Raw genomic sequence first — 14,142 nt, 5'->3', positions numbered from 1 at the left:
TTTTATGAGTCAGGAAACTCAGGAAGAAACTGATGTTTGGATGCTGAACATGCGCCGGGGAACATTTGAAGGCGCTTGGAAACACAGCGATGCCGTCTTAAAAGAACGCGCCGGCAAGCCCTGCTGGCACTTACCAAGGCATTTCCAATACGTGTGGGACGGCTCTTCGCTGCAAGGCAAACGGGTGCTGGTGCGCTGCTACCATGGCTTGGGGGACACCATCCAGTTTATCCGGTTCGCACCGTTGATTAAGGCTATTGCCAAGGAGGTTATTGTGTGGGCACAAGCTCCCTTGATTCCGCTTCTGGAGACCATCCCCACCATAGACCGGCTCCTGCCCCTGCATGACGGCACCCCAGAGGTGGAGTACGACGTGGACGTGGAAGTTATGGAACTAACCCACATTTTCCGAACCACGGTAAACACAATTCCGTCCCAGATTCCCTATCTAAAGGTAGAACCCCTGCCGCTTCCCGGAGAAGAAGGAAAGCTGAACGTGGGCCTGGTCTGGAAACCCGGTGACTGGAATCCACACCGGTCTATTCCGTTTCACTTTCTGGCTCCTTTAGCCGAGGTACAAGACATCAATCTTTACATTCTGCAAGAAAATGCCCCTAATGCCAGTTGGCAGGAAGGGTTCGGGATTCACCCCGGCCAGTTCAGTTTGTACGACTATGCCCGCGTCATCAAAGGCTTGGATCTGTTGATTTCTGTGGATTCAATGCCCGTGCACCTGGCCGGAGCCTTGAACGTTCCCGTCTGGACCCTCCTGCACTACCACGCCGACTGGCGCTGGATGGATGACCGCGAAGACAGTCCCTGGTACCCTACCGCACGCCTATTCCGTCAGGAAGTAGCCGATGATTGGGCAGGTGTGATCACACGAGTAGTGGGTGAGTTGGAGAAGCTACAGGACAAGGCACAATCCACTCCTTTATCATCTTGAAAGGACCTTGTGAGAGAACTAGAATGGCCTTAACTAAGCGCGCCACTACTGTTCGCCCATAAGATCTTTCCAAGATGACAAGAAGGGAGAGGAGGGGCATTCAATAAAAGAAGAATGATGCTCTCCTTAATAGGAAGAGCTCCTTTGTTTTAAACCCATTTTTGCAAAAGGCCAATAAAAAAGCGGAGGGTTTTCCCTCCGCTTTTTTATTGGCCTTTTAGCTGTTTATACCGATTCTTGATCTCAGTAAAATTGCCTTGATGGTAGGCAAATCCATGGTAAGAGGCGAGCGCAATGCGGGCCCAGTTGATGTACAGTTTGGGCGCATTTAATTGGTGCGCTAGTTTAGCCATCTTGTGGCTGCCCGCCGAGATATGATAACGCATCCGGTAGATGAGTTTGCGCTGGCGGGTAGGGGTTTTGTCATCAGGGGTAACGCGTTTGCAGGGTGTGACGCCGCTACGGCTCCAGGTCAGGCGGTAGGCCAACCCTTCGCGGCGTTGGCGAAAACCGGCGGCCTGCGTTTGCTCTATAAATTTGGCATCTACGGTCTCTAATTGCAGCCTACCTTCCTGGATGGCATTGGCCACCAGTTTGTCTACCAAAGGCGAACGGACCACCACCACATTGGTGCCGCGCCCATCAGAGGAATACGGCTCTACCCAGGCATCGCCGAAGGAGATATCTGACGTCTCCGCCACTACGTCATCGCAGTAGTTGCAGGCCGAGTTCATGTAGAAACCGGCGCCCCAATCACCGTCCGCGAGGTGCCACCAGTCACGGTTCACAATTTGGCCGTCTTTTAGGGTAAGTTTGGCGGTGTACCAGTTGGCTGGGCGGCTAGGGTCTTTCTGGCGGTAATCTACCTTATCTACCTGGTCTACCGGCACGTTCAGCTGCCAGGCAAAGCTTTCCACAAAGCGGGCGCTCTTCATGTGTCCGCAGAAAAGCCCGAGGGTGTACTGAATGCGTTCCCGGATGATGGGGTCTTCTTCGCGCAGCAACTGCACGGCCTTGATAAAGCACGGAATCCCCACCACGGCATAGCGGCCGGGTACCTCTTTCACCAATGAGAGCACCTCTGACAGCTCAATAGGGTAGTACCGCGACTTAGCTCCCTCGCGGATCTCGGCCTCGGTACGCGCGATGCGGTACTTGAAAAAACGGCCGTCTTCCTGCGGGTCTTCCGTGGCAATGACGTGGGCCACGCCGTCAATCAACCCTTGGCGCATCAGCTCGGTGGCTACCCAGGTAACCATGCCGCCGGAGCTGCCCTGCATCCGGAAGTCTTCTTCGGCTACGTGGCCTACGTAAGCGGTTTGGAACCTTCCCAGCGCAGCATCCACCACCGGGGCAGTAGGGTAGAGGTTCGCGGCTAAATAGTCTTCATTCTTGGCTTTGGGCGAGAACGGGCAGGTTCTGGAAAAGCTTTCCGATTTGGTTTTAAACCACTGCGGGTCTCCCTTCGGCTTCAGCTGTCCATACCCGTCAAAGTCCATGCGGGTGTCTGGCCGATTGGCCTGGGCCACGCAACTGCCGCAGCCAATGCACAAACCAGATGTAACAATATCACGGGGGCTTACCAATTCCTTCATACTGCTTGCACTTGAGTTAACACCAGGGCCCGGTCAAGGTACGCGTTGGAAGTTTGGCGCAACTGGTCAATCTTCTGCAGGATACCCGGGTTCAATGTTTCGCTTAACAGGGTTTTGTAAATTGTGGAAGGCGTGCCTTCCGGAAGCAAATGTTTCTCGCCGCCAATCTTGGCCATTAGGCCTTGCAGTTTATGCCTCCGGTACGGCGAGGACTCACACACAAACGGCTTGGCGTTGCGTAAGGCAAACACGCAACCGTGGAAGAAGTTGGTAGCCACCGCCTCGGCTTTAGCCATGAAATGCGCAAAATCATGCGGATCGGTGGTGATCCATTGCTCGTCGGCCCAGTCGTTGCGGTATCCGAAGCTGATGAGCGGCAGGTTCTGGCTGTCAGCGTACTGCCGGATTTCGCGGGCGAAAGACTCAGTGAAGTTATGGCCGTATACGGCTACGTACCGTCTATTCAGGATTTCATGGTCTCTTTCATCAGGCGTGATGGGGAACTGCAGACAGGGGTCCAGCACCATTTCGGGCTCAAACCCGAGGGCGTTCTGGATAATGGTCTGTGAGTTAGCATCGCGTACCGAGATAGCGTCAAAGTTGTTCCGAAGTTTCTCGGCCCAGTCTTGCTCCAGACCCCAGGAGGCGTCATAATTTCCGAAACTGGCTGCGTACGAAATGAGGTGTTGCGCTTTCACGCCATCGCCGTAAAAAATGGGGCAACGGCCGTACCACGGGTGCGACATGTTCCAGACTTCATCGCTGCCCACCACTACCACATCGTATTCCTCCATCTCTTCTGGGTTGTCCAGCTCAAAACGGGGCGAAAGCGGCAAGGTGTCAAACACGTCAAAAAACTTCCGGATTTTCGTGCGGTACAGCGGACGGTCTGAGGCTGGAACCGGCGTTGGCAATACCGGCTGAAACGCGCATTTCCATTCTACCAGGTTCACCCGGCGTGAGTCGTGGTCCAGGATCACGGCCTCATGGCCGCGCGCTTGTAAACCCTCGGCCAGACAGCGCGCCTGCCAGTAGCTTCCATAATTGATACAGCGGTGAAAGGTTAAGACTCCAATCTTTAAAACAGGTTTGTTTCTCGTATTCTCCAATGCTTTTCTGAGTTTGTGTTGTGCTTCTGCCCAGTGCCTTAGTTGAAGGAGTAGCCAGAAGAGGGGATAATGCTGAAAGCAGGTGTCCTGCTGATTCATGCGAACGGCTGATTTTTAGTTTAGGTTATATATAGATCCTCTAAAATCATTAATAAGGTCATTTTACTAGCGAGATAACCGGAAAGGCCAAGCAGAGGCTACTTATTGGCAAAATCATAACAGCAGAACGGTTTTACCCCTGAGCCGTTTAAAGACACGGCATTCTCTCTTTTAGTGCTACTTTGCTTAAAACAGGAAGAAAACACCTGTGTCTACAAATCAGCTTCATGACCAAACTTTTACTGATCCGTCACGCTACTACCAACTCGGTGGGCAAGCGTCTTTCTGGCCGTACGCCGGGTGTCCTTTTAAACGAAGAAGGAGAAGCTCAGGCCCGGCAATTGGCCCAGCGGCTTTCCCATCTGCCTATCTCCGCTATATACAGTAGCCCACTGGAGCGAACCAGGCAAACCGCCGACTTTCTGGCTCAGGCGCAAGGGCTCCAGACCAGCATAGACGAGGCTTTTCTAGAGTTAAACTTTGGCGACTGGACGAATCTTGTCTTCGAAGAGTTGTCCGGCAACGCAGAATTCCAACGCTTTAACACCTTCAGAAGCTTCACCCGCATCCCGGGTGGTGAGATGATGCTGGAGGCGCAGGCCCGTTTTATGGCCGGTTTACAGAAACTGTGCGCCAAACATCCGCACGAAACCGTGGCCGTGGTGAGCCACTCAGATTTGATTAAAGCGGCCGTGGCTTATTACGCCGGCATTCCGCTGGATATGTTTCAGCGCCTGGAGATCAGTCCGGCCAGCGTGAGCATAATTGAAGTATACGAAGAAACGGCTCGGATTCTTCTAATAAATGACACTGGCGAATTACAACCTTAGGCGCAAAAAAAGAGTAATGCGGTTTACCTGAGGTGAGTAGAAGCTTTCAAGAAGGTTGTAAATCCCGGATTTTACGACCATTTTATGAAAAGAAGCCCTAAAACAAAGGTATTCTGATGGTTTTGCTTTACAGTTGAGCCTGCCATTGAAAGCCTTCTTCTTACCTGTTACCTATTTACTAAAACCTTTCTTAGGATTCATTACTGAGAAAAACAATCATCATTCCCCACCCATAAACTCGTGTTACATGCATAATGTCGTACAAAAAGCAGAAGGAAAATTAGGTTTGTTGATGCCTGGACTAGGCGCGGTCGCTACCACGCTGATTGCCGGGGTAGAAGCCGTTAAAAAAGAGCTGGCGCAGCCGGTTGGTTCCTTAACCCAGATGGGCAACATCCGGTTAGGAAAGCGTACCGAGAACCGCCATCCTAAAATCAAAGACTTTGTTCCGCTTGCCCACCTGAATGATATTGTCTTCGGCGGATGGGATGTGTACTCAGACAACGTGTTTGAAGCGGCCATGAAAGCCAAGGTGATTGAGCCGATGATGCTGCACGCCGTGAAAGCCGAATTGGAAGCCATCAAGCCCATGAAAGCGGTATTTGACAAGGCATACATCGCCAACCTGGACGGTGACCACATCAAAGAGGCCGCTACCAAAGCTGATCTGGCCAAGGCTCTGATGGATGACATTGAGAACTTCAAGGAAGCCAATGACTGTGCCCGCCTGGTGATGGTGTGGTGCGGTTCTACTGAGAAATACATTGAGTCCTCTGCCGTGCACGAAACCCTTGCTGCGTTTGAGGAAGGCTTGCAAAACAATAATCCGGCAATTGCGCCATCTATGATTTATGCCTACGCGGCCATTAAGTTGGGCGTGCCGTTCATGAATGGAGCCCCCAACTTAACCTGTGATATTCCGGCCCTCCTGGAATTGGCTAGACAAACTGAAACTCCAATTGGGGGCAAAGATTTCAAGACGGGTCAAACCCTGATGAAAACCATTCTGGCCCCTGGTCTGCAAGCCAGAGCCCTGGGCGTGAAAGGCTGGTTTTCCTCCAATATCTTGGGTAACCGCGACGGTCTGGTGCTGGATGACCCAGACAACTTCAAAACCAAAGAAGTCTCTAAACTGAGCGTCTTGGAAGACATTCTGCAGCCCGAGATGAACCCAGAATTATATGGCGACATCTACCATAAAGTACGCATCAACTATTACCCTCCGCACGGTGACAACAAAGAAAGCTGGGATAACATTGACATCTTCGGGTGGTTGGGCTACCAGATGCAGATCAAGATCAACTTCTTGTGCCGTGACTCTATCTTAGCAGCCCCGCTGGTATTAGATCTGGCCTTGTTTGGTGACCTGGCAAAGAGAGCCGGAATGTCTGGTATTCAGGAGTGGCTGTCGTTCTACTTCAAGTCTCCGCAAACCGCCGAAGGTCTCAACCCAGAGCACGACATCTTCAAGCAGTTGATCAAACTGCAAAACACCCTACGTCACATGATGGGCGAAGACCTGATCACGCACCTGGGCATGGATTACTACCAGGACTTGATAGAGACCATGTAACAGTACCAGTTGCATAAAAAACGTCCTTTGTTTTTAAGTTGATTTCCTACATTCAGCTTAGAAACAAGGGACGTCTGCTTTCAGGAGCAGTCAGCCGCTTCCTGCCAAAACAGCCTAATATTCCATTAACCTGTTTTAAGAAATTCTATGGATTTTGCAGCTTTCCAGCAAAGCGTTTCTGCCGCTACACCTCCAGCAGATGCCTCTGTTTACCTACAAGCCCTGTGGTATGATGCCCACGGAAACTGGGGAAAAGGACATGAACTCATCCAGGACCTCCCTGACCATAACGCCGCTTGGATTCACGCCTACTTCCACCGAAAAGAAGGCGACCTCTGGAACGCAGACTATTGGTACAGACGCGCCGGCAAAACAAGGCCAACCAGCACGTTGCAGGAAGAGTGGGAACAGTTGGTTCAGGCGTTTTTGTGAGTCACATATAACACGCATTCCGTCCCCCTTTGAAGGGGGTAGGGGGGTGAATACTCCTGCTGAACAACTCAGGTAATTTATTGCTACAAAATAGCGCTGCAAAACGCAGATTCTTCCCTCAAGGGGAGAATCATTTCTTTACCACCGCTATCGCTACATCAGTGCGTACTTCCGGCACAGTAAAGCTGCAACTGCCATTCTGTACTTCTATCTCAAACTGCTCCCGCATATTGCCTTCTAACGTGTTCCAGGTGGTAATCTGGTAGCGGCCGTCCTGTATGCCGGGGACCTGTACTTCTACAGAGAGAGGAGTTGCAGTAGGGTTCATGAGGCGTTTGCGTTGGTAAAGCGCGTCTTTGCGTAAGAGCCACACCACTGCTTGCTGTCCATCGGCGCAGCCAAAAACGGAGAAGGAGGGCTGCGAGACCTTAATTTCCTGGTTCAGGTTCTTCCGCTTGAATGTTGACCAGTCGATCAGCTCCAGAAACCCAGTCATGTTCTTCTGGGCCACGCGCATGCCTGGGGTTAAGGTGTGCGGATGACGGTTGGGCCAGCGCATCCCACCCCCAGCTGCACCAGAGGCCAGGTGCGCCCACTGGATGTGCCGGAAATATTCATCGTCAAACTCCGGGGCTAAAGTATGCTTCTTGTCTTTGAACAGGTGAATGGGACCGTGTTCGCTGTCAAAGAACGGACGGTTCTCGGGAGCGTGTTCCAGGGCTTCGCGTACCAGTTCTCCAACCTTAATGGCTGAGTCTACCGTGTTTTTGGGGTAGTCAATGGTCTTGGCATCGTAGAAGTGGGTGCTGGCAAAATCAAGCAACGGGTGCCGGAAAATAGTATCGGCGGTGTCTGGGTGGGTGTGCAGAATTGGTCCGAATATGGACACTGTCTGCGGGTGCGAACGGCCATAGAGGCGCAATTCCAAGTTACGCACGTGTTCGCTTAGCTCAGTAGCTGCTGCTGAAAAATTGGCTGAGCTGTTGCCCATGTGTGCCGGGTGCATTTCGTTCCAGAGATCCCAGGCAAAGAGTACACCGCTGCCACCCCAGCGTTCCACCACAAACGTGAGTCGGGCCTTGATAGCTTCCATGGTATCTCGGCACAAGAGCCATTGACCGCGCCCCGCGCAAGGGCCACCCAGGCTTTTGTTGTAAGGGTGGTTTTTCCACTTGATCCACATCCAGAAGGTATCATAGGGTGTGAGCAGAATGCGCAAGCCATACTTGGCGCAGAGGGCAAACAAATCATCCCAGAGCTGAACCATTCTGGGGTTAAACGTACCCGCCGGTTTCTCAAAATAGCGGTGCTGCACTTGCGCGTACTCCAGCATGAGCCGGAGGCACGTGATACCGTGCTGCGAAAGGTAGGCCAGGTAATCTTCTACAGCTTGTAGGTTCTTTCTTCTAAACAAGCCTTCCAGCTCGGGCCAGGTAATGGCATCGTTCTGGCCTATTGGGGTCCAGGGCTGTCCGTCTTCCGTGATAAAATACGGGGCATCTGGGGCCACCTGTATCCAGGGCAGAGAGGGGATAGCAGGTAAGGACGAAATTTTAGAAACGGAAGCGGGTTTTAAGGTAGCAGCTTGATACATGTTTCGGGGCTGGATATATTCTCTTGAATGCCCGCCAGTACCAGATTGATTTCATGGCGGTCTTCTGGGTTTTTGATGTTTTGATCTGCGTCGTCTCTGATGACGTTCACTTGCTTGATGAATATTGCTGTATGTTGCCGGGCTTCTTTGTCAGCATAGAACAGGTGCTGGAGACACATGAGCAGCTTGCGGACCACCATTACGTCTGCCGTGCCATAGGTCCTGATGGGGGTAAGAAAGCGGTATAGTAGTTCATTTAAAGGAGTAGGGCGTTTGATGATCCGCAACTGCTGGTGTTCATCTAGGAGGCAGTTAGCCGTAATACTTTGCATTCTCTGTAGAAAAAGCAAAGTGAGAAAGTCAATGGCACTAAGCGCCGTGCCTGGGTCATTGATGCCGGGGCTCAAGGCTTTTACCGCCACCTCACTAATCTGCCGCAAACCGTTCTCAAAATTTGAGGCCACTACCTCCTCCAGAGAGAAGATAAAGCAATCCTGGATTTCATCCCGTAGGGTGTCATTCCCCTGCAGGTCTTTATTTAAGCGCAGGAAAGGCAAACCAGGCACCACAAACTTCCCGATTTGAATAGGAACCTCAATCATGAGGTCTTCTCTTTTCGCTATTTTGTTTAAGGCCTCCAGTTCTATCTGCCGCAGGTAGCCTCCTTCTTTACTGGGCAACTCTATCCAGTGTAGAGGTTCTTTTTGATTTTTCAATACTTCATTCTCTTTGGTTTTCTGCACCTCCTTTTGTAGCGCGTCTTTGGTCTGGGTGTAGATGCGCGTTAAGATGGTATCTGGTTTTATGGCTCTGGAAATGGAGTGAATAAAGAACACGAAGAGGCCAATACAGATAATGGACAGGACCACTGCCACCAGGATACCCAGCATGGGAACACTGTTGTTATCCTCGCCAGGTTTAAAGCTTAGAATAATAATGAGCGTGTACAGGATGGTGCCTATGTAAACTCCCAGCACCAACTGGTTCATCTTATCTGAGATAAGGCCCGGAATTACCCTGGGAGTGAGGTTGGAGGTGGCCTGGCTCAAGACAATCATCACCATTGAGAAGCTGAACACCATTAAAGAGATGGTGCCGGAGGCGATAGTGTTCAATACCAGGCGGGCATTCTCTGGCTCACTGTTCAGGGGAAATAAGAAGTTTTTCTCCAGGTAAACGGCCGAAAAGGTACGCTCAAAGTAAAGGGTGAAAAACCCGAGCAAAAGAAAACCCAAGGCAATGACTGAGGGCCAAAGCGCAATACTACTGGTAACAGAAAGGTAAATCTGGGAGAATCTCTTGTAAAGTTTATTCATAGAGGTCACAAACGGGCGGTACGCCTTGCAAGCCTAAAACGAAAAGCAAATCTGCAGGGATGATGAATAAATACTGTAAATGCAGGCTGTACTGTTTAGATGAACCTGGGCTTTGGCCTCGTTTTCATAAAACCAGGCATGGAATGAGAGAGAAATCTCCTGCCTTTCTTAGTAGAGGTTGTGCGGAATAGTTTGGCTTGAAGATAGTTATGAAAAAGTGCTTCTGCCTAGAATAACAACTCAGTTACCACAAACGAAAAGACCGAGATCACAAAACCCACCATAAAGAAGATGTAGGCAAAGCGCAGGCTGGTGTACTTTTTCTGCAGCACCAAACCCAGGTGGTAATTGTCTTTGATCATGCTGCCATACAAACTCTTGGAATTAGACATCATCTCAGTAATACCGGCCTCGTACTCCAGCAAGCTCATGCTGTGGTAATCCCCGAAGAACATGAGGTTAACCTTATCGGTAGCTGGGTCTTCGTGCGTAGGTCGGTCTTTCTTGATGCGGGGCATGGTCACCAGAATGGCTTGCACCATGGTGCTCAAGGAAGTAAGCAGAAAAAGGATGGCCGGCACAAGCAGTTCTGGTTCGGTGTCCAGTTTTCTGAACAGCACTGAAAGCAGGATGGAAACAATGATGGAGTTGATGGTGAGCAGAATATGGGCTTTATTATCGGCCATGTCACTCAGCCGCATTTGGTTTGCCGCCGTGATCCGGAACATGGTCTCCACACCCCGCGATGACTTGTCAAGTTTGTCCTTCTTTTTCTTCTTTTCGTCAGGGAGATGTCCCTCGTTCACTTCAGCCATTGTGCTGCTGTCTTTAAGCATAGTAGGGATACATAATATAAAGGTAGGGCAGAAGTCCCTTGTACGGTTCTTCTGCCATTACATTCCCTATACTTAGTTTTGGTCTTGTGGTTGAGGTCTGGCTCTTATTTCTTTCTGAGGACCGTTTTGAGGGCGTTTTTGGTATTACGGCTTACATGGCCCCAAGATGCCGCAAGGCCAAGAAGCACAACGCCACAGAACCTGACACGCAGATTTCACCGTTCAATACCTTGCTTAGTACCTGGTCAAGGGGTACCCGCACTACTTCAATGTCTTCAGTTACATCTAAAATCTGTGCCTGCTCTATACGTACATTCTGCGCCAGAAACAGGTGCAGCCGGTTGGTGTCCTTGGCCGGATTGTCGTGCAGGACCGCCAGTTGGGTAAGCTCCTGGGTGAGGACGGCACCGGTTTCTTCCAGTAACTCGCGGGTAGCGGCATCTTCGGCTTTTTCCTGGGTGGGGAAGAAAGAGCCGGCCGGCAATTCTAAGAAGATTTTCTGGGCAGCGTGTTTGTATTGGCGCACAAAGATGACTTCGTTCTGTTCGGTTACCGGGAAGACGTACGCACCATCGGGGCGTTCGCTGACAAAGAAATCATCTACTACGTGGCCGTTGGGCAATTCTACCTCATCTCGGCGTAAGGTGTACCACTTGTGTTGGTAAGCAATCTGGGAGCGAAGCAATCGCCAGGGGCGTGGGGTTGACATGGTTTTAAGCTAATAAAAAACAAAGATGCTCGATTTTGGCCGCTTTTCCTGAAAAGCGGCCAAAATCGAGCATACTTTCTTAGCGGGTACTAGCGGGTGAGGGTGCGGTTTTTGCCTTCCACTTTAGCGGCTACGGCCTCTTGCCATGCTTGTCCGGTGGCCGAGAGCAGTTCAGAACTGTTCCAGGTGTGGGTACTGTTTTTGTTGTTGGGGTCTGGCTCGCAGACGTAGATTTCATGGTCGGGTTTCTGGGTGACTTTGAGGCCGCAGGAGCGCAGCATGGCTTCAATACAGGCGTGGTTGGGCGCCCACCAATTGGTGACATCGCCGGCCAGTTTGTTTTCAATGAAGGCCATTTTAGGGTAGCCTTCTTCCAGCATCACCTCACGCTCGTTGAAATCAATATCATTCGGGATCTTAGCAACTTCTTCACCCGGCATAGTCAGGGTTTGGAACACCATCATACGGGTGGTTTTCTGCGAAAGAATATCTAAGGACAGCAATGGGTAGCGCAGGTGATACATCACGCCCATGTACCAGATCAGATCAAACGTTTCCTGTAAGTGGGCCACGTCATAGACCTGCATTTGCCGGAACTCCACCTTGTCGTCTAACCCAAACTTCTCGGCTACCCAGGCGGCTTGCCGCAGATAGTGTGGGTCCACATCAATGCCCAGCACCGAAGCTCCTCGTTTGGCCAATTCCATGGTGTAGAAACCTGCGTTGCAGCCTACGTCTAGCACGCGCCAGCCATTCAAGTCCTGCGGGATATAATCTTTGATGTGTTCCCACTTAAAAGACGGGAAATCGCCTAAGGAATGATTGGGGGCAGTCTGGGTGCCATCGGGGAGGTGCAGGTTATGAAACCAGGGGCTTAGTTGTGCTATTTCCTGTGTTAGGTCCATATGTGTTGCTTGGGTTAGAAGGTGAATTCAACCGCTTTTACGGAAAACAGGATAGTAAAAGTTATATGTTTATGATGCTGATTGAGTAGATAAAGCATTCTGTCATTTTGGATTTACAAGCTAAGCAAAACAGGAGTGAGACTTGTTTGAAGGCTGTTTTCTGAAAATCAGGTGGTAAATGTTCTGATTCTACCAGAGATGGTGTAACTTGAAGCAAACTTGTCTTTATCGCTATAGCCTTTAGAAATACAAAATGACTCTTAAAAAGACTCTGACTTTTCTGTTCTGTTTGGTGAGTGTATCCGTCTTCGCGCAAGACTGGAACAAGAAGAAGTGTGCCGTGGTGCTCACCTATGACGATGCCCTGAATGTGCACCTGGACAAGGTAGTACCGGCCCTGGACTCCCTTAAATTGAAGGGCACTTTCTACCTGACCGCCGCGGCCGGCCCGTTCACCAAACGTTTACCCGAGTGGAAGAAAGTCGCTGCCAACAAGCACGAACTCGCTAACCATACTTTGTTCCACCCCTGTGACGGCAGCCAACCCGGCCGCAGCTTTGTCACCGCCGACTATGACCTGGCCACGTACTCAGTGCGCCGCATCACTGATGAAATCAAAATGACAAACGCTGCTCTGGAAGCATTAGACGGCAAAAAAGAGCGCACCTTCGCCTATCCATGCGGCGATACCAAGGTAGCGGGCGTGTCTTACGTAGACGGTATAAAAGGAGAACTGGTGGCCGCCCGCGGCGTGCAAGGTGTTTACGTGCAAAACAAACCAACCACAGACCTCTATAACGTAGGCTCCTTCATGATCAATGGCCAAACCGGCGATGAACTCATTGCCATGGTGAAGAAGGCTATGGAAACCAACAGCATGATTGTGTTCCTGTTCCACGGCGTAGGCGGGGAGCATTCCCTGAACGTATCTTTGGAGGCCCACCGGAAACTGCTTCAGTTTTTGAAAAAGAACGAGAAAGACATCTGGACCACCACGTTCATAGAAGCGGCCAAACACATGAAAACGACTGCTTCGGCGAAGAAGTAATTAGGCTTGTAGTTGTAAAAAGCCCCTGTGCTTTCAGCTTGTTTTTGAGAATACAAGCTGAAAGCACAGGGGCTTTTTGTATTTATATATTCTACTCTATTTATGAAGTCCCCCTCTTTTTGCCATCTTGTAAAGATCTTGTGAGCGAACGGTAATGTCGCTTACTACAACACTTATTTAGTTCGCCCACAAGGTCCTTTCAGGATGACAGTAGGGAGTGATTCTCCATTATGAATGAACATATAAGTTACTTTAAAAATACGCCGCATACTGTTTCGGCATCTCGTCTAGTTCTTTGATTAAAATGTCTTTGTAGTACACCTCGGCGGCTTCACTTTGGATCTGGATTTTGCCTTTGGTGAGCGGAATGGTTTTGTCGTTTTCTACGTAGCGGGAGTTTTGCAGCACCATCACCACCTGACCGTTGACAATATGCAGGCTTTTGCCCTTGAAGCAAATTAGTTCAATCTCGGTCCACTCCCCGTTCTTGCTTTCTTTGTTTTCGCTGCGGAGGCACAAGCCGTCTCTGCCGGAGCCCCGGCCGAAGCTCAGGAACGGCTGCTTGGCATCTGCTACCGAGTTCATCATGCCCTCGGGGAGAAACGCCCTAATATCAATGGCGGAGTTCGCGATGCTCCAGTAATCACCGGTGTGGCCCTCCATGATCTGGAATTCCTGTGAGAGCATCCAGGCGCGCCAGTAATCCACACCGGACTTCCCGATGGAGTGGTACAGCACCCCCGAGTCTTTCAACAAGTCTTTTCTAGGCTCAAACTTGTTCTGGCCCCATTTGTATTTCAGTTTCAGGTGGTAGTTCTCGTAGTCTTGCTTGGTGTACACACAGCCGTACACTTCACCGCTTACCTTCAGCATTGGTTCGCCTTTCTCCTCCATAAACGTGAATACCGTCTGGCCTTTCTGGTTGTAGCCTATGGGCGCTATTTCTTTCCCTTGGGCATCTACCGGTACCTTGCCATTGTAGCCCAGTTTATGCCGGTAGCTCAGGTAAGTTTCCCACTGTGAGAGGTTCTTGTCCAGCAGCGGCGTCCACTCTTTTTTCACGAAGAAGGAAGACAAACTAAGGCAGGTGAGCAGACAGGCAAAGAACCCAAGCGTAAATTTTGTTTTCATAGGGTGGAAGGGGGATGAG

General features: G+C 50.6%; 13 protein-coding genes. 5 read left to right on the top strand and 8 right to left on the bottom strand.

The window, feature by feature from the left end; genetic code table 11:
* Positions 1-4: 4 nt before the first annotated feature.
* Positions 5-946, top strand: a complete 942-nt coding sequence (locus tag DC20_RS04040) for a glycosyltransferase family 9 protein (protein ID WP_071885375.1) — start codon at positions 5-7, stop codon at positions 944-946.
* A gap of 206 nt (positions 947-1,152) precedes the next feature.
* On the opposite strand, the gene DC20_RS04035 is transcribed toward DC20_RS04040, so the two are convergent.
* Positions 1,153-2,541 carry a Coenzyme F420 hydrogenase/dehydrogenase, beta subunit C-terminal domain gene (locus DC20_RS04035; protein ID WP_062542662.1) on the bottom strand — a complete coding sequence of 463 codons (1,389 nt, stop codon included), beginning with the start codon at positions 2,539-2,541 and terminating at the stop codon, positions 1,153-1,155.
* On the bottom strand, positions 2,538-3,650 hold the full coding sequence (locus DC20_RS04030) for a polysaccharide pyruvyl transferase family protein (RefSeq protein WP_062545780.1): 1,113 nt from the start codon (positions 3,648-3,650) through the stop codon (positions 2,538-2,540). The genes DC20_RS04035 and DC20_RS04030 overlap by 4 nt, the downstream gene beginning before the upstream one ends.
* 326 nt (positions 3,651-3,976) lie before the next feature.
* On the opposite strand from DC20_RS04030, the gene DC20_RS04025 reads away from it, so the two are divergent.
* The 3 genes from DC20_RS04025 to DC20_RS04015 all read left to right on the top strand — a co-directional run bounded on the left by DC20_RS04025 (position 3,977) and on the right by DC20_RS04015 (position 6,584).
* Complete coding sequence (locus DC20_RS04025) at positions 3,977-4,579, top strand: histidine phosphatase family protein (protein WP_071885374.1); 603 nt, start codon at positions 3,977-3,979, stop codon at positions 4,577-4,579.
* Between the two features lie 247 nt (positions 4,580-4,826).
* On the top strand, positions 4,827-6,152 hold the full coding sequence (locus DC20_RS04020; RefSeq protein ID WP_062542661.1) for an inositol-3-phosphate synthase: 1,326 nt from the start codon (positions 4,827-4,829) through the stop codon (positions 6,150-6,152).
* Between the two features lie 147 nt (positions 6,153-6,299).
* Positions 6,300-6,584: a hypothetical protein gene (locus tag DC20_RS04015; protein WP_062542660.1), complete on the top strand. Its 285-nt coding sequence runs from the start codon at positions 6,300-6,302 to the stop codon at positions 6,582-6,584.
* Positions 6,585-6,714: 130 nt separating this feature from the next.
* On the opposite strand, the gene DC20_RS04010 is transcribed toward DC20_RS04015, so the two are convergent.
* The 5 genes from DC20_RS04010 to DC20_RS03990 all read right to left on the bottom strand — a co-directional run bounded on the left by DC20_RS04010 (position 6,715) and on the right by DC20_RS03990 (position 11,944).
* On the bottom strand, positions 6,715-8,178 hold the full coding sequence (locus DC20_RS04010; protein ID WP_157593042.1) for a glycoside hydrolase 5 family protein: 1,464 nt from the start codon (positions 8,176-8,178) through the stop codon (positions 6,715-6,717).
* Complete coding sequence (locus DC20_RS04005) at positions 8,157-9,494, bottom strand: DUF2254 domain-containing protein (RefSeq protein WP_062542659.1); 1,338 nt, start codon at positions 9,492-9,494, stop codon at positions 8,157-8,159. Before DC20_RS04005 ends, DC20_RS04010 begins: the two co-directional genes overlap by 22 nt.
* A 227-nt stretch (positions 9,495-9,721) precedes the next feature.
* Positions 9,722-10,330: a Pycsar system effector family protein gene (locus tag DC20_RS04000; RefSeq protein ID WP_157593041.1), complete on the bottom strand. Its 609-nt coding sequence runs from the start codon at positions 10,328-10,330 to the stop codon at positions 9,722-9,724.
* A gap of 151 nt (positions 10,331-10,481) precedes the next feature.
* Positions 10,482-11,039, bottom strand: coding sequence for an NUDIX hydrolase (locus DC20_RS03995; protein WP_062542657.1), 558 nt, complete (start codon positions 11,037-11,039; stop codon positions 10,482-10,484).
* Between the two features lie 89 nt (positions 11,040-11,128).
* On the bottom strand, positions 11,129-11,944 hold the full coding sequence (locus tag DC20_RS03990; RefSeq protein WP_062542656.1) for a TIGR04290 family methyltransferase: 816 nt from the start codon (positions 11,942-11,944) through the stop codon (positions 11,129-11,131).
* Positions 11,945-12,197: 253 nt separating this feature from the next.
* Here DC20_RS03990 and DC20_RS03985 point away from each other — a divergent pair, with 253 nt between their 5' ends.
* Complete coding sequence (locus DC20_RS03985; RefSeq protein ID WP_062542655.1) at positions 12,198-12,992, top strand: polysaccharide deacetylase family protein; 795 nt, start codon at positions 12,198-12,200, stop codon at positions 12,990-12,992.
* A 252-nt stretch (positions 12,993-13,244) separates the two neighbouring features.
* Here DC20_RS03985 and DC20_RS03980 read toward each other — a convergent pair whose 3' ends face one another.
* Positions 13,245-14,123 (bottom strand): 3-keto-disaccharide hydrolase, encoded by an 879-nt coding sequence (locus DC20_RS03980; RefSeq protein ID WP_062545778.1) that lies wholly within the window; start codon positions 14,121-14,123, stop codon positions 13,245-13,247.
* Between the last annotated feature and the right edge of the window lie 19 nt (positions 14,124-14,142).

Source organism: Rufibacter tibetensis (genome assembly GCF_001310085.1).
Lineage (GTDB): Bacteria > Bacteroidota > Bacteroidia > Cytophagales > Hymenobacteraceae > Nibribacter > Nibribacter tibetensis.
This window is presented reverse-complemented; position numbering and strand designations above follow the sequence as displayed.